The sequence below is a fragment of the Arthrobacter sp. Y3221087 genome, assembly GCF_059089905.1.
In genome coordinates this window covers 129,767-149,068 of sequence record NZ_JBNHFE010000004.1, presented here as the reverse complement: position 1 = coordinate 149,068, position 19,302 = coordinate 129,767, and the positions used below count along the sequence as shown (strand labels likewise).

Genomic DNA, 19,302 nt, shown 5'->3' with positions numbered 1-19,302 from the left:
CGGTTAGCGCGGGCCGCCCTGCCAGAGGGCGTCAAATGGCGCGCCGGACGCCACGCGGTTTTGGATCCCGGCCGTCACGAATTCCTTGGCGGCACGCGCTGCTTCCAGCGGTGACGAACCCTTGGCCAGTTCTGCTGTGACGGCGGCGGCAAGCGAGCAGCCCGCACCGGAGACGGCCACATCGCCCACCTTCGGCGCCCTCAGGACTTCCAGCGTCTGGCCGTCATAAAAGACGTCGACGGCGTCCGGGCCAGCCAGCCGCACCCCGCCCTTGGCCAGCACTGCCGCGCCGCTGAGCTCATGAATGCGCACGGCGGCTGCCTTGAGGGATTCGACGTCCGTGATCTCCAGCCCGGACAGCGACTCCGCCTCGAAGTGGTTCGGCGTTACGAACGTGGCCAGCGGCAGGATCTGCGCCTTCAGGGCCTGGTCCGTGTCCAGGGCGTGGCCTGGCTCCTGGCCCTTGCAGATCAGGACCGGGTCCAGGACCACATTCCCAAAGGCGTTGTCCTTCAGTGCACCGGCAACAGTGGCGATGGTGGCAGGGCTGCCGAGCATCCCGATCTTCACCGTGTCCAGCACGGACGGCGCGCCCGAGGCCGGCCCGTAGGCTGCGGTGGTTGCCTCCAGCTGGTCGGCGATCACCTGCTGGTCCACAGGCACGAAGCGGTGGTTCCAGCTGTCGGCGGGATTGAACGAGACGATGCAGGTCAGGTTGGCGATGCCGAAGACGCCCAGCTCCTGGAAGGTCTTGAGGTCGGCCTGCGCACCGGCACCGCCGGTTGCTTCGGAGCCGGCGATGGTGAGCACCACGGCCGGGCTGGTGACGTGCGGCATTGCATCAGCGGAAACGGAAGTCATGCACCCATCCTGCCATCCGGCGTCGGCCGATTTCCTTGTGTGGCAGTACAGCGGCGGCTGACCGGGGGTGTTCAGGGCCACAAGGGGAGCCGGCCTGCCCGAGCCTCGAACAGAGGGTCAGTTCGGCTCGAACCTGCATGCGTACAGGTGGGAGAATGGGGCGACAGTGCTAATACAGCCGGTGTCCCGCCAGCAGTTCCGGACGCCGAGCGAACCACTACGAAACGGACTTCCCATGCCAGCTGCCTCCGGCCAGAATGCCCTGCCCGAAACCTCCGCCGCTTCAGGCGCCGCACGCTTCGCCTCCATCGGGTCCCCGTACTTCGGCGTCATGCTGGCAATCATGGCGGTAGTGCTGATCCTGTCCAACATCGGCGCCTCCAAAGGGGTGGTCCTGGGGCCGATCATCACGGACGGCGGCTTCTTCCTCTTCCCGCTGGCGTACATCCTCGGCGATGTTATCAGCGAGGTCTACGGCTTCAGGGTGGCACGGAAAGCCATTGTCACCACGTTTGCGCTCTCGGTGTTCGCCTCGCTTTGCTACTGGGTGATCATCGCCCTTCCGGGATTCGACGACGACTTCGGCGCCTCCAAGCAGGCCGCCCTTGAGGGCGCCCTGGGCCCGGTGCCGCAGATCGTGCTGGCCTCGCTGCTGGCGTTCCTTGCCGGCCAGACCATCAACTCGTGGATCCTGGTGCGGATGAAGGCCCGTACGGGGGAGAAGTCACTCTGGGCCCGGATCATGGGCTCCTCGGTGGCGGGCGAGTTCGTGGACACCCTGATCTTCTGCACCATCGCAGCGTCCGTCATCGGGATCACGGACTTCGGAACGTTCTTGAACTACGTGGTGGCGGGCTTCGTGTACAAGACCCTGGTGGAGTTCATCCTGGTCCCGGTCACATCGCTGGTGATCGGCTGGATCAAGAAGCGGGAACCCAGCTACGGGGCGGCCAAGATCGTCGCGTAAGCCCTCCGCCCCCTGATTCGGCGAGATCGCCGGAACGCGCCCAGCCCGCCGGGCGGCTCCGGCGGGCTCGTGGCAATCCGGCGATTTCGACGACGGGGCTATCGCCGGAGCGCGGTCAGGATCCGGACTTTGAACTCCTGCTCGCGAAAGAGGTCTTGCCATTTCACGCGCACGAATTTCCAGCCGTCCTCCGTCAGGGCATTCTCCCGCTGCCGCTCCAGGAACAACACATCGGCCGTCGGCTTGTAATCGAAGTACTTGGTTTTTCCGTCGAATTCGAGGGCAACCTTCTTCTCCTTCCACGCGAAGTCCAGACGGTACCGGCCTGCCCGGGTGCTGACCTCAACCTGCGGTTCGGGAGCAGGCAGTTTCAGGCGGGAAATGAGTTCGCGGGTAAGCGTTTCACCAGCCGATTCGGACCTAGGATCGGCGTTGGCCAGTGCCTTACGGAGGTTCCTTATACCGCGGCGCCCATGGAATCCCTCTGCCATGCCATGGATTAGCGACAGATCCGCGCCTAGCCTCAGGGCGTGATCCATGAGCACCAGGGCCTGCTGATAGTTCAGCATCATCGCGCAGTCCACCACGGTCCGCTCGAGCGACGTGACCCGCAGATTCTCCATGACCGTAACGTCGGCGTCCGTGTAAGGCATGGTGTGCCCGCGGACATCTGGACCGAGGCGTTCGCTGGAAGGCTGTACCCGCAGCAGGATATGGACCACATCGCTGACGTTCCAGAGGAATAAACGGTGGAGTCGCGCGGCCGATGTGTGGCTGTAGACATAGTCTCCCGACGACGTCGTGAGCGTTCCGTGCGCGTGGGCGTATATCAACTGCAGGCTGCGCAGCGGGGCCGACTGCCTGTACCACAGCTCTCCGCGGATGTAGCAGCCATAACGAAGCCGGACCAGCTTCCCGTGTTTCAGTAATAGTTTGATGGCCCGCGAATTGAGGCCCTTTTCCTGCAACTGGGCCGTGCGCCACATGTTTCCGGTGCTCGGAAGCGCAGGAAGCGGGACTGGCTGGGACTGCATCATCCATCCAGACTGCTGGGCCGTGGCTGGTTCTGGCAGGCGCCGTGGTCGCCATGTGGAAAACCCTGCTCGCTGGAACGGATCCAGGTCGCCGGAGCGCTCCAGCGGGATGGCAGCGTTCCGGCGATCTCGATGCGGGGAAAGCGGGAGGGGCCGCTCCCGCTAAGCTGCGAGGGCTAGGAGTAGTACCGGGCCAGGGTTTCGGCCTTGAAGTCGAAGAACGTCCCGGCCTCGATCGCGAGCCGGGCGTCGTCCACCATCTTCACCACGAACCGCTCGTTATGGATGGAGATCAGGGTGGCGGACAGCATCTCCTTGGCCTTGAACAGGTGGTGGATGTACGCCCGCGAGTAATGGCTGCAGGCATAGCAGTCGCAGCCCTCCTGCAGCGGACCGAAGTCGCGCTTGTATTTTGCCCCGGACAGGTTGAACCGCCCGTACGGGGTGTAGAAAGCGGAGTTCCGCGCAACCCGGGTGGGGGAGACGCAGTCGAAGGTGTCGGCGCCGTTCTCAATGGCGGTGAAAATGTCGTCCGGCTCGGAAATGCCCAGCAGGTGGCGCGGCTTGTGCTCCGGCAGTTCCTCGTTGCACCACCGGACGATAGTGCCCAAGTTCTCCTTCTCCAGTGCACCGCCAATCCCGTACCCGTCAAACGGCATGGCGCCCAAGTCCCGGCAGGCCTTGCGGCGCAGGTCCTCGTACTGCGCGCCCTGGATAACGCCGAACAGGGCCTGGTACGGCTTCCCCTCCCGTTCGGTGGTGAGCCGGAAGTGCTCGTCGATGCAGCGCAGCGCCCACAGCCGGGTCCGTTCCAGGGACTCCTCCTGGTAGCCGCGGGAGTTCTGCAGCGTGGTCAGCTCGTCGAAGGCGAACATGATATCCGCCCCGATTTGGTGCTGGACCTGCATGGAGATTTCGGGGGAGAACCGGTGCCGGTCTCCGTTCAGGTGGGACTTGAACCAAACGCCGTCGTCGTCAATATGGGCGAGCCGCTCCTTGCCGGGCGCCACGGCGTCGTCCGGCCCCGAGGCGTCCACCGACTTCATGTCGATGACCTTCTTGAACCCCGAGCCGAGGCTCATCACTTGGAACCCGCCGGAGTCCGTGAAGGTGGGCCCGGGCCAGTTCATGAAGGCGCCCAGCCCGCCGGCCTCGTCCAGGATGTCGGCACCGGGCTGCAGGTAGAGGTGGTAGGCGTTGGCCAGCAGCGCCTGCGCCCCGAGGTCCGCCATGGATTCCGGCAGCACGGCCTTGACCGTGGCCTTGGTTCCGACGGCGATGAAGGCGGGCGTCTGGATCTCGCCGTGGGGAGTGGTGATGGTGCCGGTGCGGCCCAGGAATTCGCCGCCGTTGTCCGCCACCTGGGCGGCAGTGGGCGGGCAGGATTCAGCGAGCCGGGTGCCCACGGTGAAGGAAAACCCGGACTGCTCCGGCAGGTGTACGGGGGGCTGCGCGGAGGCCGCAGACGGAGCGGAACTGGGGTTGGCTGGCACCGTACCAGTGTGCCAGCAATCGGTACAGCGCCAGCAATCGGTACAGTGCCAGCAATCAGCGGGGGCGCCGGCAATCCACGCAGCGCCAGCAGCCAGTAGGGCGCCGGAAAACCAGCCAGGTCCGTCAGCTCACCGGCTCGGACGCGGAGTAGTTTTCGGCCCGCCAGGAGTCCCAGGACGAACGGATGGAATCAAGCTTTGCAGCTCCAAGATCATAGGTGGAGACGATGACCATGGACCCTTCACCCTCCTCACGCACTTCCTTGATGACGGGATGGTCCGCCACCACCAGGAGCCCCTCGCCGTGTTCCGCGTAGTTGTGGACGGTGAGCCCCACCTGGTGGCTGGTGCGGTACCAGACCTTGCCGCTGATTTCCTCGCCGGTGCCCAGGTGCAGCTGGTATGGCTCACCGGGTGCAGGCAGGTCCGACAGCCCGAGCTTTTCGATCGCCGACCCCTGGCCCTCGGTCAGGTGCAGGAATAGGGTGTGGCGCTTGCCGTGCGGGTGGCGTTCCAGCGCGAACCGGAGCTGCTGCAGGAACGTCAGCCAGCCTTGGGTGATGTCCTCGTCCCAGGCCGCCCACTCCGAGTTGTGGTCCAGCGCCCCGCGCGTCACGCTGACCTGGGTCCCGCCCGGAACGGGATGGAGCTCGAACGTGTCGCCGCCGTGCACGGTCAGGCTGGTGTGGTCCGGGGCTTCTTCCACGTCGCCGGAAAAGTAGATCTCCTTGATTTCGGCATCCAGGTCCTCGGCCTGCCAGCCGTGCCATTGGGCTACCTTGGACGGTTCACGCAGCATGGTCCAGACCTGCGGTGCATCGGCGTTGATCACTACGCTGAGATTGTTCGTCATAGCCCCGAATGTACAACTCCGGCCCGGCCCCGGGTAGGGGCAATTTGCTCAGGACCGGACGGCCTCAAGTTCGTTGCTGATCCGCCGCTCCAGCTCGCCCATGCCGATGGTCTCGGACCCGCCGTGCGCCCTCAGGAACAGCAGGGATTCGAGCCGGAGCAGCCGCCATTCCCGCTCGGCGTCGTGGTTCGAGTTGTCAATGGAGCGGAAAATTTCCTTGTCGTACAGGTTGGGCTCGTTGAGCGAGCGCTGCCGGACCTTGGCCGCCATCCGTGCCTTGAACGGGTCCGTTTCATGGCTTTCGGGCGTCCGGATCAGTTTTTCGTAAACAGCTGCCCGCTCATTCTGGCCGTCCTGCCGGCAGATGTAGCTGGCCAGCGCCAGGGAGGCCTCCACCGATGCCCAGCGCCCGGGGTTTCCGTCGTACGGGAGGACAGTGAGGAGGTCGGCAACCGCCAGCGCGCCCTCGGCATCCTTGAGGGTGACGAACAGTTCGTGCGCGAGGTCGCTGAGGTCCTTCAGGCAGCTGCCGGACTTGAAATTGATGCCTTTGGACAACCGGTCGGTCAGCAACTGGACTCCGGTGGCGTCCGGATGCGCATGCGCGGCGGCTTCCACGACGGACTCAGGGGTGCCGTCCGGGGCCGGGATCAGTGCGAGTTCTTCTTCGCTGGGAACGTTGGCGGCCGGCGGAACCGGCGGCAGGGGAGGCACGACGACGGCGGGCGCCGCAGCGGTGGTTGCCGCCTCGCCGCCGGGCTGCTCCTGCCCGGCTTCGGCCAGGTGGGCAAGCCCGGCCTGTGGACCTGGTTCTTCCGCGGGCGCGTCCCCCCTCGGCGCGGCGGCCAGCGAAAGGTGCGTGGCGCCGTCGGACGCTACTGCGGAACCTGGCTCGACGGTGGTGACGGTGGCGCCCACGGCGATCCGCAGGGTTCCGCCGCCAGCGAGGCTTGCGAGCACCAGCGCGGGAGACCCGAAATCGTCCCGTTCCAGCTCAACCGCCTGGATCTCCGCCGTCCGTTCACCGTCGGGCAGGAGGATGAGGCTGCCGGTGGTCAGGGATCCAGCCTGCAGCTCACGATGGTTCCGGGCGGCTGGTGTTTCGGTCATGGGAGTCCTTAAGTTCTCTTGCGGTCCGCCGTCCAGTCTACAAAGGCGGGCGGCTTATTCCCGGGACCCCCAGGTTCCGGCGGGGTTGTCAGGAGCCGACGCCGGCGAATGCCAGGGCCTGGCGGATCAGGCCGCCGCGGCCGCCGGAAAACTCCATCTGGACGCCGGGGCTGAGGACTTCCTCGGGGGTCATCCAGGTCAGTTCCAGGGCATCCTGGCGCGGCTCGCATTCTCCGGTCACAGGAATGACGTAGGCCAGCGAGACGGCGTGTTGCCGGTCATCGGTGAAGCCGGTCTGGGACGGGGCCGGGAAGTATTCGGCCACCGTGAAGGGGACCGGGCTGATGGGCAGCTGCGGGAACGCCAGCGGCCCGAGGTCCTTTTCCATGTGCCGGAGGAGGGCGGCGCGGATGGTTTCGCGGTAAATGACGCGACCGGACACCAGGGAGCGGACCATGGTCCCGTCCTCGTCGGCCTGCAGCAAGGTGCCCACTTCGTTCACGTAGCCCAGCGGATCCAGCCTGACCGGCACGGCCTCCACGTACACCATGGGCAGCCGCCCGCGCGCCTCAAAGAGGTCTTCTTCGGAGAGCCAGCCGGGATTCGGGTCAGGTGTGCGCACGTTCATGGTCTATTTCTACCCCATGGGACGGTGCTGGGAGATCCAGACTGTCGCGGGCACGGAGGGCGCGCCGGGCCTGGCCGCGTCCGGGTTGGCCACATGGAGGGTGCTCCCGAAAGCCTCTTCGCTGAGGCTTGCCTCGAGTCCAGCGGCGGTGAGCCGGTCCCGCAGCGGTGCCAGGCCGCCGTCGTACTCGAAGCCCAGGCCGGACCGCGGCGGCCCCGACGCCGGCCGCACCAGGAGGACCCCGCCGTTCTTGGCGGTGAAGTCTGCGGTTTCGTCGTTGTCCGGCACGGGCCGCGGTGTGGCGCCTACATGGCGCAGGGTGCGGGCAGCAGCGCCGGGATCAGGCGTAAACCAGACCCCGACGACGGCCAGGGCCGGGTCCGCGTCCGCGCACTGGGCGAAGTGGTCGGCTTTGTCCGCCGTGAAGCTGAACCCGTCTGGTGCCGTGATCCTGCAGGCTTCGCCATGGTCTGCGGTGACCAGTTCGGCGGTGTCTTGTCCGGCGGTAACCGGCTTGTCGGGCGCGATTCCGTCGTCCTGCGCTGCAAGGTTGGTGCGCCGGGCGAACTCCGCCAGGTCACCAACCTCTACCGACAATGCTGTGGCGCCGTCCTTCGGGTCCCTGGCCGGCACGAAGTTCAGGACAAGCCGGCCCGCACCGGAGTCAAAGACGCGCGACCCCGTGTCACCCTCGGTCAGGACCATGCCCAGGGCGGTGAGAAGCCGTTCCCAGGAGTCGATGTTGGACGTGAAATGCAGGGGACGGACGCGGAGCATGGCAGGTCCTTCGTGTCGGAAACGGGACGTTAGGGCCATAATGCCACGGGCTGCGTTGAAGCGGGATAGCTTGTGCCGCAGCGCTTCGGGAGCAGAATAGGCCCATGGCCATTGAACTCGAGGAACTGCTGGTGCCCGATGCTGCTGCCTGGCGCAGATGGCTGGAGGCCAACCACCAGAGCAGTCCCGGCGTGTGGCTGGTCCTGCACAAGAAGGGCGGGCAGGTCACCGAACTCGACTACGCCGCGGCTCTCGATGAGGCGCTGTGCTTCGGCTGGATCGACGGCCAGGCCCGGCGCCGGGACGACGAAAGCTCCTACCAGCGGATGACGCCGCGCGGTCCCCGCAGTGCATGGTCGGCCCGGAACGTCACCTACGTGGCGCGCCTGGAGGAAGCGGGAAAGATGACCGACGCCGGCCGGGCCGCTGTCGACGCCGCGAAGGCCGACGGACGGTGGGACAAGGCATACGCGGGGCAGGCGACGGCGGAAGTCCCGGCGGACCTGGCGGCTGCCATCGCCGCCGTTCCGGCAGCACAGGCCATGTTCGATGTCCTCACCAGGACCAACCGGTTCGCCCTGATCCACCGGACGAACTCAGTGAAGCAGCCGGCCACCCGTGAGCGCAAAATCGCGGGTTTCGTGGACATGCTGGCCCGGGGTGAGGCCCCGTACCCGCAGAAGCAGCGCCCAGGCGGAGCCGGGTAAACCCCCACCATTCCTCCCCTGAAGGAGGGGTGTGCGCGACACGATTGGGGTTCCGGATAACGAACCGGTAACATTGATGGCTCACTTGCACTGGTGCCGTTCCCCGAGCCGGGGGACGGCACTTGCGCGTTCAGCGACGGATTGAATTTCATGCCCCGACATACCCTCGGACCAGTACTTCCCGCCCTCAAACGCTTCGCCGCCAACCGCCGCCTCCTGGTGTGGACGGCAGCTGCCGCGGCTGTCCTCGTCCTGGCAGTCTCGCTGGTGCTCGCCGGCAACGCCAGGCCTGGCCCTGCCGCCACTGCCGGACGCGTGCTTGACGGGGTGGCGGCCGCCCAGGCCGCCGCCATGGACCGCAACGGCGGCTATGCCTCGCTGTGGCTCAAGGGCAATGATGCGACCCTCGCTGAACGCGGCGCGGCCGTTCCGGCAGACGGCGCCGAGGATGTCCGCGCCATCGAGTGCGGGACAGGGTGGCTGGCGGGTGTCCGCGTGGAAGGCAAGGTCTTCCTGCGGAGCAGCGCCGCCTCCGATCAGGTGGACGAGGACGCTGAGGCAGTCCGGCTCCCCGAGTGCATCAGCCCGGAAGCCCGGGATGCCCTGCTCACGGACCTGGGCGCCGGCAAGTCCTGGCCGAAACCGGACGCTTCGGCACTGGAGGCGCCGGCGGAGGACCCCGGGTTCCGTCCCGCCTACCACCTGACGCCGGACCAGCGCTGGATGAATGACCCCCAGCGGCCGTTCTTCCTGGACGGGCTCTGGCACTACTACTACCTCTACAACGTGGACTACCCCGAGGGGAACGGCACCGAGTGGTTCCATGCCACCAGCACCGACCTGGTGCACTGGAACAACGAAGGCGTGGCTATCGAGAAGTTCCGCAACGGCCTCGGAGACATTGAAACGGGGTCCGCCGTGGTGGATACGGAGGGCACCTCGGGCTTCGGCAAAGGGGCCGTGATCGCCGTCCTCACCCAGCAGCATGACGGCGTCCAGCGGCAGTCGCTGTTCTACTCCACGGACAACGGCTACAGCTTCCAGAACTACGAACAGAATCCCGTCATGGAGAACCCCGGCGCCGAGCACTGGCGGGATCCACGGATCGTGCGGGATGAGGCCAACAATCAGTGGCTGATGCTGCTCGCCGAGGGCCACAAAATCGGCTTCTACACGTCCAAGGACCTCAAGGACTGGACCTACGTTTCCGCGTTTGAGCGGGACGGCCTCGGCATCCTGGAATGCCCGGACTTCTTCCAGATGGACGTGGACGGCGACCCCGCCAAGCGCACCTGGGTGCTGGCCGCCAGCGCCAACGGCGCGGACGAGGGCCGGACCACCGGCCTGGCGTACTGGACCGGCGACTTTGACGGGAAGGGCTTCACAGCGGACGGAGGGCACCAGTGGCTCGACGGCGGATCGGACTTCTACGCCGCCGTCACCTGGGACGATCCGCGCCTGACGGACGGGCAGCGCAAGGCCTCCCGGCACGCCATCGGCTGGATGAACAACTGGGCCTACGCCCGTAACCTGCCCACGGACAACTGGTTCGGGGCGGCCTCCGTGGTGCGTGACCTCCGGCTGGAGTCCGACGGCGGCCGCCCGGCCCTGGTGTCCACACCCACCTCCGCGCTGCGGTCGCTGGAAGGCGAAGCGGCGCAGGTGCCGGCCGGGCCCCTGGCAGAGGAATCCGCGCTGGCCGTTCCGGAGAGCGGCGCCTACAAGGTCGAGCTCGAATTTGAGCGGCCTGCAGGCAACACTGGAGAGGCGCGGATGCTCCTGCAAAGCGGCGGCAGGACCTACGCCACCGTGGGCTACGACTTTGCCAGCGGCAAGGCCTTCGTGGTCCGGGACGATGCCGTGTCCGCAACCATCAAGGACAGGGACGACGTGCCGGCGGGCAAGGGCGCGGTGGATCCCGTGTACCGCGACGTGCGGGCGGTTGAGGGTCCTTCCGCAGGAGACACTGTCCGCCTCACCGTCTACGTTGACCGCTCCTCCGTGGAAGTGTTCGTGGACGGCGGCCGGCAGACCCTGACGTCGCTGGTGTTCCCGCCCGACGGCGCGAAGGAAGCGCGGCTGGCAGCCGAAGGCGGGCAGGTGTCACTCAAGGGCGGTTCCGTGACGCCGCTGGCTGGGATCCGCTAGGAACCGGTGATGGCTGCAGCAGCCTCCAACGTCATCCAGGCCTGCAGTTGGGTGGAAAGCTCGACGGCGGCGCCCGGCGGATACGTCTGCTCCGCGGGCTGTGCGGCGTGCATGGAGAAGACGCTCCGGCCCGGATTGCTGCCGGGCGCTGCTCCGGCGTCGAGCGTGCGCCGTCCGTCCCAGAACGCCTGGGCGGTGTCCGTCACCAGGCGCGCCGCTGTTGCGCGGGCAGCCTCCGGAAGCCTGCTGTCGGTTGCGGCCAGGGCCAGGTAGCGGCAGAGGATCCCGGTGAACAAGCCGCCGTCGCCCGTCCCGTCGCAGCGCAGCACCGTGCGGGGACCGGCGTCGCCCGCACCCAGGGCCGGCACGGTCAGGTGCCGGTCCACCGCGTCCACCAGTTCCGCCGCCCGGGCAAGGTTGGCATCGCCGCCCAGTTCCAGGAGGGCGCCCAGCACGGGCCCCTGGTTGTAGGTGTAGACAGCCCGGTCCACCGTCACGTTCCCGGAGGCATCAAGCCGGGCGCCGTCGAGGTACAGGCGCTGCTCCGGGTCGAAGACGGTGCGGTCCAGCCAGTCGAGCAGCGACTGTGCCTTGGCGCGCTGCCCGGTGCGGGCGTAAAAGAGCGCTACCGGAGCCGTGGCGGGCGTGTTCTTGAAGTCCCGTTTCTTGCTCCAGAACACCCCGCCGCCCAGGTCATCCGTGCTCGCGGCGTCAAACTGCAGCACCAGGGTTTCGCGGACCCTGGCATTGCGGTGGCGGCCCGGCTTCCGTGTCTCCTCGGCGAGGGCATCCAGGCGGAGCGTCGCCAGGGCCAGCCAGGCCATGTCGTCGTAGTAGTTGTTGACGAAGGTGAATGCGTTGCGCAGCCGGATCCCGGTCACCAGCCTGGAAGCGAGCTGCCCGGCGCTGGGGTTGCGCGGGCCGTCGAACCGTGCCGCCGGTGTTGGCCCGCTGCCCAGTTCCCGCCGGCCGGTGTCCACCAGGCAATCCACGTAATGGGCCTGCCACCAGTAGTGCCACGGGCTGGCCAGGGCGGCGCCGGACGCCAGCCGCCGCAGGACACGCCGCCAGGCAGGGCCCGACTGTACGGGCGGCCGGGGGTTCCATGCCACGGCGGCCAGGTGTGTGCCGGGCAGGAAGAGCAGTTTCCGGCCGAATAGCGCCGTGACGGACCGTGCGGCATGGGTGGCGCGGTCCTGCCAGGCCGAACCAGCGGTATCGCGGGAGGTCATGGGTTCCACCCTAACGGGGCGCGCACGGACTGGGCGGGAACGGCGGGTGGTGCGCACCGACCGGCTCTTCAGTTAACATTCACTAACTGATACGCTGCGGCTGCACCCGCGGTTGAGGGGCCACATCAAGGAGGATGGATGGACATTGCAGGCAGCGTCGCGCTCGTCACCGGAGGTGCGTCCGGCCTTGGTGCCGCCACCGTCCGCACCCTGTTCGACGCCGGTGCCTCCGTGGCGATCCTTGACCTACCGTCCTCCGCCGGGGCCGCCCTCGCGGACGAATTGAACAAGACTGCTGCCACGGCCGACGCCGGGCAAGCCGGGCCAGGCCCCGGCGGCTCTGGCGGCTCCGGCGGCTCTGGCGGCTTGGGCGGCACCCGCAAATCCGCCGTCTTTGCCCCCGCGGACGTGACCAATGAAGCGGAGGTGCAGGCCGCCGTCGACGCCGCCGGCCGGCTCGGGCCCCTGCGGATCGTGGTGAACTGCGCAGGAATCGCCACTCCCGGCAAGGTGCTGGGGCGGGAGGGGATCCTGCCGCTGGAGGCGTTCAACCGCGTTCTCCAGGTCAACCTGCTGGGCACCTTCAACGTCCTGCGCCTGGCCGCCGCAGCCATGGTGGCTACCGAGCCTGCCGTCACCGACCTGGGCGGTCCAGAGCGGGGCGTCATCATCAACACCGCCTCGGTGGCGGCGTTCGAAGGCCAGATCGGCCAGCCGGCCTACGCTGCGTCCAAGGGTGCGGTGGCCGCGATGACCCTGCCCATCGCCCGGGAACTGGCGCGCTCGCTGGTGCGGGTGGTCACCATCGCACCCGGAATCTTCGAAACCCCGATGATGGCCGGCCTGCCGCAGGAGGCGCAGGACTCGCTGGGCGCGCAGGTTCCGCATCCGTCCAGGCTTGGCCGGCCGCAGGAATACGCCCGGCTGGTGGCCCATATTGTCGACAACGCGATGCTCAACGGTGAGACCATCCGCCTGGACGGTGCTATCCGGATGGGGCCAAAGTGACCGCCCCCGCAGGAGGCAAGGTGGACCTGCCCGCAGCCGACTTCTTTGACGTTGAATCCCTGCTGAGCCGGCCGGAACGGGACAAGCTGGCAGAGTTGCGGGCCTTCCTGTCCGCCGAAGTCGCGCCGTATGCCGTGGACTGGTGGAACAAGGCGGAATTCCCCGCCCACATCCTGCCGAAACTGGCCGCCCTCGAACTGAGCACGCCGGCCCAGCGCGGCTACAGCAACCTGTTCGCGGGACTGGTCATCGCGGAGATCACCCGCGTGGATACGTCCCTCGCCACGTTCTTCCTGGTCCACCACGACCTCTTTGTCGAGTCCCTCTATGCGTTCGGCAGCCAGCAACAGCAGCAGCGCCTGCTCTCCGACGCATCAAACCTGCGCATCACAGGTGCCTTCGCCCTCACCGAGCCGGAGCACGGCTCGGACGTTGCGGGCGGGATGGAAACCCGTGCCCGCCGGATATCGTCAACAACCGGCAGGCCCGACGGCGGCGGGGACACCTGGGTGCTGAACGGCGCCAAGCGCTGGATCGGCAACGGGACGTTCTGCGACTACATGCTGGTGTGGGCTCGGGACGAGGCAGACGGGGCCGTCCGCGGCTTCATCGTGGACGCCACCCTGCCCGGAATCAGCCGGACCAGGATCGAGAACAAGATTGCGCTGCGGACGGTGCAGAACGCGGACATCGTGTTCAAGGACGTCCGGGTGGCCGAAGCGGACCGGTTCGCCGCCATCAGCAGCTTCGACGACACCAAGGAACTCCTCCGCAGCTCGCGCATCATGGTGGCGTGGCAGACCGTGGGGCAGCAGCTGGCCGCGTTCGACGTCGCCCGTCAGTACGCCGTCGAACGGCACCAGTTCGGCCGCCCGCTGGCGCAGTTCCAGCTCATCCAGCAGCAACTGGTCACCATGCTGGGCAACGCCGTGGCCAGCATGGGGATGATGGCGGGGCTCGCCCGGCTGCAGGACCAAGGTGCCGCGGACATGCCCCAGGTTGCCCTGGCGAAGTCCTACCTCAGCGCCCGGATGCGCGAAACCGTGGCGCTGGGACGGTCCATCCTGGGCGGCAACGGCATCGTGACGGACTATCGGATGGCGAAGATCTTCTCCGATGCCGAGGCCATCTACACATATGAGGGATCTTTCGAAATCAACACCCTGATTGCCGGCCGCACGGTGACCGGCATGTCCGCCATCGCCTAGGATTCCAGCAGATACGGCAGCTTCTCGCCTGCCTCCACACGGGTGTCCAGGCTGTTGTTCTTCACCGGCATGGGGCAGGTGCCGTAGGGGGTGAAGGCGCTGGGGTAGTTGATGGCCCGGTTGAAGTCGAGAACCACGGAACCGTCGGGCCGCGGCCGGGGTGTGGAGAGCTTGCGCCAGTCGTCGGTGGTGTCCCCGTTGGTCTCGTCATGGAACGTGACCGTCAGCGCGCCGAGTTTCTCCTCCTCTGCCTGAAGCCGGAACTCATGGGGGCTCCCGGGAAGCCGGAACACCACCTCACCAACACTCCGGTGGACGCCGTCCACCAGCGGGTTGGCGGTGGCGATGGGGACATCCACCGGCTCCAGGTAGGGCTCGAACCGGCCCGTCACCTCCCAGTCGGGGTTGTAGGCATAGGTGGGAACGCCGTCGAACCCGGCGAGCACCGGGGAGTCCGAGTCCCTGGTCCGGATCGCGTACCGCCCGGCCCGCATGGCCAGCTCCACCACCACCTGGTCACCGTCCGGTCCGCCGAACCGGACCCACATCAGCGATTCCTCGTCGGCGAGCGCGGCCGTGACGGTGCCGTCCACCGGTTCCCCGGTCTCCACGAGCGTCAGGCCGTCGGCCGGCACCGCGGTGAGTGACGCCGTCGCGCCTTGGCTGGACCCGGTGCCGTCCGTTGACCACAGGCCGGGAGCCAGTTCGACGGCGGACGGGACGTCCTCCAGCCACTGGAAGGACGTGAGTGTCAGCCAGCCGTGGCGGGCCGCCAGGGCTTTGTCGCGGTTGGCGCGGAAGCGCTGCCAGCGCTCGATGGAGGCGGTGGGGATGTCCATGGTTCCTTCCGGTTGTCTTGCCCCGGCTACAACTGCGGCATGCGCCCGTTCATTCCGGGGCAGGGGGACATTCCTGCTTGCCGCGGGCGGCGGGCGGAGTACCCTCGGAACCAGCAGTCACGCGCAAGTGCCGGGCCGTCTGGATCGGCCCGGCAAAACAGAGGGAGATGACATGCGCATTGCCGTCTTTGGCACCGGAACGGTGGGACGCGCGCTGGCCGGTGCCCTGGCTGAACGGGGGCATGAGGTTACGGTGGGGACGCGGGATCCGGGCGAAACCACCTCCCGCACCGGGCCGGACCGGATGGGCAGGCCCCCTTTCAGCGAGTGGCAGGCCCGGCATCCGGATGTTGGCCTGGCGGATTTTGCCGGCGCCGCAGAGGCCGCCGAACTGGTGGTGAATGCCACCAGCGGGGCGGGGACCTTGGCGGCGCTCGGTGCCACCGGCGCCGCGCGGCTGGCCGGCAAGGTCCTGGTGGACGTGTCCAATCCGCTCGACTTCTCGCAGGGAATGCCGCCGGTCCTGAACCCGGTCAACACCGACAGCCTGGCCGAGCGGATCCAGCAGGCGTTTCCCGGCGCGCGGGTGGTGAAGACGCTCAACACCATGAACGCCGCCCTGATGGTGGATCCCGCCCGGCTGGCCGGCGGCGACCACTCGGTATTCCTGTCCGGCGACGACGCTTCGGCCAAGGAGACTGTCCGGGAACTGCTGGGGTCCTTTGGACACCGGGACATCATCGACCTCGGTGATATCACCACGGCCCGGGGAGCGGAAATGTGGCTTCCCCTCTGGCTGCGGCTTTCCGGCGTATTGGGCACGGCGTACTTCAACATAAAAGTGGTCCGCGAGGTTGAATAGGCTGCGTGGACATTCTTGCCGGAATCAACAATGAATGGTTGAAGGCGCTGACCTGGATCGCAGCGCTGGTGTGTGGTGTTGCGGTACTGCTGTGGCGGCCGCGCCGGCCGGACCTGGCGGCGCTCGCCGCCATCGTCACGTTTGTGGCCGCCAGCACGGGCGCGGGCATCTACGTGCTGAACCATCTGGGTGACGGCCGCTGGGGTGGAGACCAGGAAGCCCGGCTGGACCCGCCGGAGCTCTCCGGGACCCCGGTGGTGGGGGAGTTCCTGCGCCCGCTGGACGGGGCCCTGAACTCAATGGCCGACGGCGTGAACGACTTCGTGGACTTCCGGGCGGCGCTTCCCGTGGCGCTGGACTATTTCGCCGCGGCCGGCTGGGCGCTGGCCCTCCTGGTCCCGGTAGGCGCAGCGGTGCTTGCCGTGAACGCGGCGGTGTCCCACCGTCGTAATGCGGAGGCAGCTGCCGCCCGCATGGAATTGGCGGATCTGCGCGCCGAACTGGACCGCGTGAAGCGCCACGTAGGTTACCCGGCAGATGACATTATCTGAGACAAATTGCCTTGTGGACGTGCCCTGCGGGTACCATCTTTAGCTAGTAACGTGGCTCACAGTATCCAGCGCAGTGTACGAGCCAAGTCCGAAACCCTCGAGAGATTGCTTTTATGGCTCACACTGCAACAAATCCCGAAACCGACCTTGCCGCCGAACTGAGGGCGGACGTCCGGCGTGTGTCCACGCTGCTGGGTGAATCCCTGGTCCGCCAGCACGGGCCTGAACTCCTGGACCTCGTGGAGCAGGTCCGGCTCCTCACCAAGGAGTCCAAGGAGGCAGCCCGCGGCGGCGCCGACGCCACCGGGCCCTGGAGCGCGCACGACGTCGTTGCCCAGGTCCGCGAACTCCTCGGCTCCCTGCCCATCGAGCAGGCAACCGACTTGGTCCGCGCCTTCGCGTTCTACTTCCACCTCGCCAATGCCGCCGAGCAGGTCCACCGCGTCCGCGGCCTGCGGACCCGCGCCGAGAAGGACGGCTGGCTGGCCAAGACCGTTGCCGAGATCGCCGGCCAGGCCGGGCCCGCTGTGCTCCAGGAAGTGGTCAACGGGCTGGATGTCCGGCCCATCTTCACTGCACACCCCACTGAAGCGTCCCGCCGCTCCGTGCTGGACAAGATCCGCAAGCTTTCCGACGTCCTCGCCCAGCCCACCGCCGAAGGCACCACGGCCCGCCGCCGGCAGGACCGGCAGCTGGCCGAGATCATCGACCAGATGTGGCAGACCGACGAGCTGCGCCAGGTCCGGCCCACCCCCGTTGACGAAGCCCGCAACGCCATCTACTACCTGGGCGGCATCCTCACCGACGCCATGCCCGAAATGCTCACCGAACTGGCCGAACTGCTGGGGGACCACGGCGTCACGCTTGCGTCCAAGGACGCGCCCATCCGCTTCGGTTCCTGGATCGGCGGTGACCGCGACGGCAACCCCAACGTCACCGCGGCCGTCACCCGGGAGATTCTGCAGATCCAGAACCAGCACGCCATCCGGATCAGCATCGGCATGATCGACGAGCTGATCTCCATCCTGTCCAACTCCACGGCCCTTGCCGGAGCGGACCAGGAACTGCTGGAGTCCATCGACGCCGACCTGAAGAAGCTGCCCGGCCTGGACAAACGGGTCCTGGAACTGAACGCGCAGGAGCCGTACCGGCTGAAGCTGACCTGCATCAAGGCCAAGCTCATCAACACCGGCAAGCGGGTGGCCGCGAACTCCAACCACGAGCACGGCCGCGACTACAGCGGAACCGGCGAACTGCTGGCGGACCTTGAGCTGCTGGAACTCTCGCTCCGCAACCACTCCGCCTCCCTTGCCGCGGATGGCGCGCTTGCCCGGGTCCGCCGTGCCATCGCATCCTTCGGCCTGCACCTGGCCACCCTGGACATCCGGGAGCACGCAGACCACCACCACGACGCCGTCGGCCAGCTGATGGACCGGATCGGCGGGCCCGGGCTCCGCTACGCCGAGCTCAGCCGCAAGGAACGCTTCGAGGTGCTGGGCTCCGAACTCGCCTCCCGCCGGCCGCTGTCCGGACACCCGATCAAGCTCGACGGCGCCGCTGACGGTACGTACGACGTCTTCCGTGAGATCCGCCGAGCCCTGCGCATGTACGGCCCGGACGTCATCGAGACCTACATCATCTCCATGACCCGCGGCGCGGACGATGTCCTGGCTGCCGCGGTCATCGCCCGCGAAGCCGGCCTGGTCAACCTGTTCGGCGACAAGCCCTACGCAAAGATCGGGTTCGCGCCGCTGCTCGAGACCGTGGAGGAGCTGCGCGCCTCGGCGGAGATCATCGACCAGCTCCTCTCGGACCCGTCCTACCGTGAACTTGTGCGGCTGCGCGGCGACATCCAGGAAGTGATGCTCGGCTACTCGGACTCCAACAAGGAGTCCGGCGTGCTGACCAGCCAGTGGGAGATCCACAAGACCCAGCGCAAGCTCCGCGACGTGGCAGCCAAGCACGGGGTGCGGGTGCGCCTGTTCCACGGCCGCGGCGGCTCTGTGGGCCGCGGTGGCGGGCCCACCTACGACGCCATCCTGGCCCAGCCCAACGGCGTCCTGGAGGGCGAGATCAAGTTCACCGAACAGGGCGAAGTCATCTCGGACAAGTATTCTCTGCCCGAGCTGGCCCGGGAGAACCTGGAGCTTTCCCTGGCCGCCGTGCTGCAGGGTTCTGCCCTGCATCGGGACCCGCGCACCTCCGAGGACCAGCGGGAACGGTACGCGCACGTCATGGAGACGATCTCTGACGCCGCGTTCGACCGGTACCGCAAGCTCATTGACCACCCCGACCTGCCGGCCTACTTTATGGCATCCACACCGGTGGAGCAGCTCGGATCCCTGAACATCGGCTCCCGCCCGTCCAAGCGTCCCGACTCCGGTGCGGGCCTGGGCGGCCTGCGGGCCATCCCGTGGGTGTTCGGCTGGACCCAGTCCCGCCAGATCGTGCCCGGCTGGTTCGGCGTCGGCTCCGGCCTGAAGGCCGCCCGGGAAGCCGGCAACGCGGCGCAGCTCGCGGAGATGATGGAGCACTGGCACTTCTTCCGGTCCGTGCTGTCCAACGTGGAGATGACCCTCGCCAAGACGGACCTGGACATCGCCGGCTACTACGTGGACACCCTGGTGCCAAAGGAACTCCACCACATCTTCCGCACCATCCGGGAGGAGTACGAACTGACCGTCGCCGAGGTGCAGAACCTGACCGGCGAGCACGTCCTGCTGGACGCCCAGCCCACGCTCAAGCGGTCCCTCGAAGTCCGCGACCAGTACCTGGACCCCATCAGCTACCTTCAGGTGGAGCTACTGCGCCGCGTGCGGGCCGAGAGTGGAAGCATCAGCGGGGCCGAGATCGACGAACGGCTCCAGCGTGCCATGCTCATCACCGTCAACGGGGTGGCCGCCGGCCTGCGCAACACCGGCTAAACCCGCGCTCACTTCTGGCGTGTTTCCCGGCAATGCCCGCTCACTCCCAGGTCGGGGAGTGAGCGGGCGTTGCTCTTTTGGCCGCCACAAGTGAGCTTGC

General features: G+C 67.4%; 17 protein-coding genes. 8 read left to right on the top strand and 9 right to left on the bottom strand.

The features are described from left to right. Positions 1 to 3: 3 nt before the first annotated feature. Positions 4 to 861 (bottom strand): hydroxymethylpyrimidine/phosphomethylpyrimidine kinase, encoded by an 858-nt coding sequence (locus tag AC5RUO_RS14190; RefSeq protein WP_494010822.1) that lies wholly within the window; start codon positions 859 to 861, stop codon positions 4 to 6. A gap of 235 nt (positions 862 to 1,096) precedes the next feature. Between AC5RUO_RS14190 and AC5RUO_RS14185 the strand changes: the two genes are divergently transcribed. After that, entirely contained in the window at positions 1,097 to 1,828 is a 732-nt protein-coding gene (locus tag AC5RUO_RS14185; protein WP_494103859.1) for a queuosine precursor transporter, read from the top strand. 98 nt (positions 1,829 to 1,926) lie between these two features. Here AC5RUO_RS14185 and AC5RUO_RS14180 read toward each other — a convergent pair whose 3' ends face one another. The 6 genes from AC5RUO_RS14180 to AC5RUO_RS14155 form a co-directional block, all read right to left on the bottom strand. Further along, positions 1,927 to 2,814, bottom strand: a complete 888-nt coding sequence (locus AC5RUO_RS14180; RefSeq protein WP_494103858.1) for a type IV toxin-antitoxin system AbiEi family antitoxin domain-containing protein — start codon at positions 2,812 to 2,814, stop codon at positions 1,927 to 1,929. A gap of 224 nt (positions 2,815 to 3,038) precedes the next feature. Then, on the bottom strand, positions 3,039 to 4,355 hold the full coding sequence (gene tgt / locus AC5RUO_RS14175; protein ID WP_494103857.1) for a tRNA guanosine(34) transglycosylase Tgt: 1,317 nt from the start codon (positions 4,353 to 4,355) through the stop codon (positions 3,039 to 3,041). A gap of 124 nt (positions 4,356 to 4,479) precedes the next feature. Then, positions 4,480 to 5,208 carry an SRPBCC family protein gene (locus AC5RUO_RS14170; RefSeq protein WP_494103856.1) on the bottom strand — a complete coding sequence of 243 codons (729 nt, stop codon included), beginning with the start codon at positions 5,206 to 5,208 and terminating at the stop codon, positions 4,480 to 4,482. 48 nt (positions 5,209 to 5,256) lie between these two features. Continuing rightward, positions 5,257 to 6,318 (bottom strand): DUF6707 family protein, encoded by a 1,062-nt coding sequence (locus AC5RUO_RS14165; RefSeq protein ID WP_494103855.1) that lies wholly within the window; start codon positions 6,316 to 6,318, stop codon positions 5,257 to 5,259. Between the two features lie 88 nt (positions 6,319 to 6,406). Then, positions 6,407 to 6,946 carry an NUDIX hydrolase family protein gene (locus tag AC5RUO_RS14160; RefSeq protein ID WP_459793545.1) on the bottom strand — a complete coding sequence of 180 codons (540 nt, stop codon included), beginning with the start codon at positions 6,944 to 6,946 and terminating at the stop codon, positions 6,407 to 6,409. A gap of 9 nt (positions 6,947 to 6,955) precedes the next feature. After that, on the bottom strand, positions 6,956 to 7,723 hold the full coding sequence (locus AC5RUO_RS14155) for a VOC family protein (RefSeq protein WP_494103854.1): 768 nt from the start codon (positions 7,721 to 7,723) through the stop codon (positions 6,956 to 6,958). 104 nt (positions 7,724 to 7,827) lie between these two features. On the opposite strand from AC5RUO_RS14155, the gene AC5RUO_RS14150 reads away from it, so the two are divergent. Continuing rightward, positions 7,828 to 8,430, top strand: a complete 603-nt coding sequence (locus tag AC5RUO_RS14150) for a YdeI/OmpD-associated family protein (protein ID WP_494103853.1) — start codon at positions 7,828 to 7,830, stop codon at positions 8,428 to 8,430. A 150-nt stretch (positions 8,431 to 8,580) separates the two neighbouring features. After that, positions 8,581 to 10,578, top strand: a complete 1,998-nt coding sequence (locus AC5RUO_RS14145) for a glycoside hydrolase family 32 protein (protein WP_494103852.1) — start codon at positions 8,581 to 8,583, stop codon at positions 10,576 to 10,578. Here the strand turns inward: AC5RUO_RS14145 and AC5RUO_RS14140 are convergent. After that, positions 10,575 to 11,810, bottom strand: a complete 1,236-nt coding sequence (locus AC5RUO_RS14140; protein ID WP_494103851.1) for a glycoside hydrolase family 76 protein — start codon at positions 11,808 to 11,810, stop codon at positions 10,575 to 10,577. The genes AC5RUO_RS14145 and AC5RUO_RS14140 overlap by 4 nt on opposite strands. A 138-nt stretch (positions 11,811 to 11,948) precedes the next feature. Between AC5RUO_RS14140 and AC5RUO_RS14135 the strand changes: the two genes are divergently transcribed. Both AC5RUO_RS14135 and AC5RUO_RS14130 read left to right on the top strand, forming a co-directional pair. Continuing rightward, a complete protein-coding gene (locus AC5RUO_RS14135; protein ID WP_494103850.1) occupies positions 11,949 to 12,818 on the top strand; it encodes an SDR family NAD(P)-dependent oxidoreductase in 870 nt (289 codons plus the stop codon). Next, the gene (locus AC5RUO_RS14130) at positions 12,815 to 14,026 is read left to right on the top strand and encodes an acyl-CoA dehydrogenase family protein (RefSeq protein WP_494010811.1); all 1,212 of its coding nucleotides are present in this window, start codon (positions 12,815 to 12,817) and stop codon (positions 14,024 to 14,026) included. The genes AC5RUO_RS14135 and AC5RUO_RS14130 overlap by 4 nt, the downstream gene beginning before the upstream one ends. Here AC5RUO_RS14130 and AC5RUO_RS14125 read toward each other — a convergent pair. Beyond that, entirely contained in the window at positions 14,023 to 14,865 is an 843-nt protein-coding gene (locus tag AC5RUO_RS14125) for a DUF1684 domain-containing protein (RefSeq protein ID WP_494103849.1), read from the bottom strand. The two genes, AC5RUO_RS14130 and AC5RUO_RS14125, sit on opposite strands and share 4 nt — an antisense overlap. Positions 14,866 to 15,037: 172 nt before the next feature. On the opposite strand from AC5RUO_RS14125, the gene AC5RUO_RS14120 reads away from it, so the two are divergent. From AC5RUO_RS14120 to ppc, 3 genes are all read left to right on the top strand, one after another. Further along, entirely contained in the window at positions 15,038 to 15,727 is a 690-nt protein-coding gene (locus tag AC5RUO_RS14120) for an NADPH-dependent F420 reductase (protein ID WP_494103848.1), read from the top strand. 5 nt (positions 15,728 to 15,732) lie between these two features. Continuing rightward, positions 15,733 to 16,278 carry a hypothetical protein gene (locus tag AC5RUO_RS14115; RefSeq protein ID WP_494103847.1) on the top strand — a complete coding sequence of 182 codons (546 nt, stop codon included), beginning with the start codon at positions 15,733 to 15,735 and terminating at the stop codon, positions 16,276 to 16,278. 113 nt (positions 16,279 to 16,391) lie between these two features. Beyond that, positions 16,392 to 19,202, top strand: coding sequence for a phosphoenolpyruvate carboxylase (ppc, locus tag AC5RUO_RS14110; RefSeq protein ID WP_494103846.1), 2,811 nt, complete (start codon positions 16,392 to 16,394; stop codon positions 19,200 to 19,202). Positions 19,203 to 19,302: the final 100 nt, after the last annotated feature.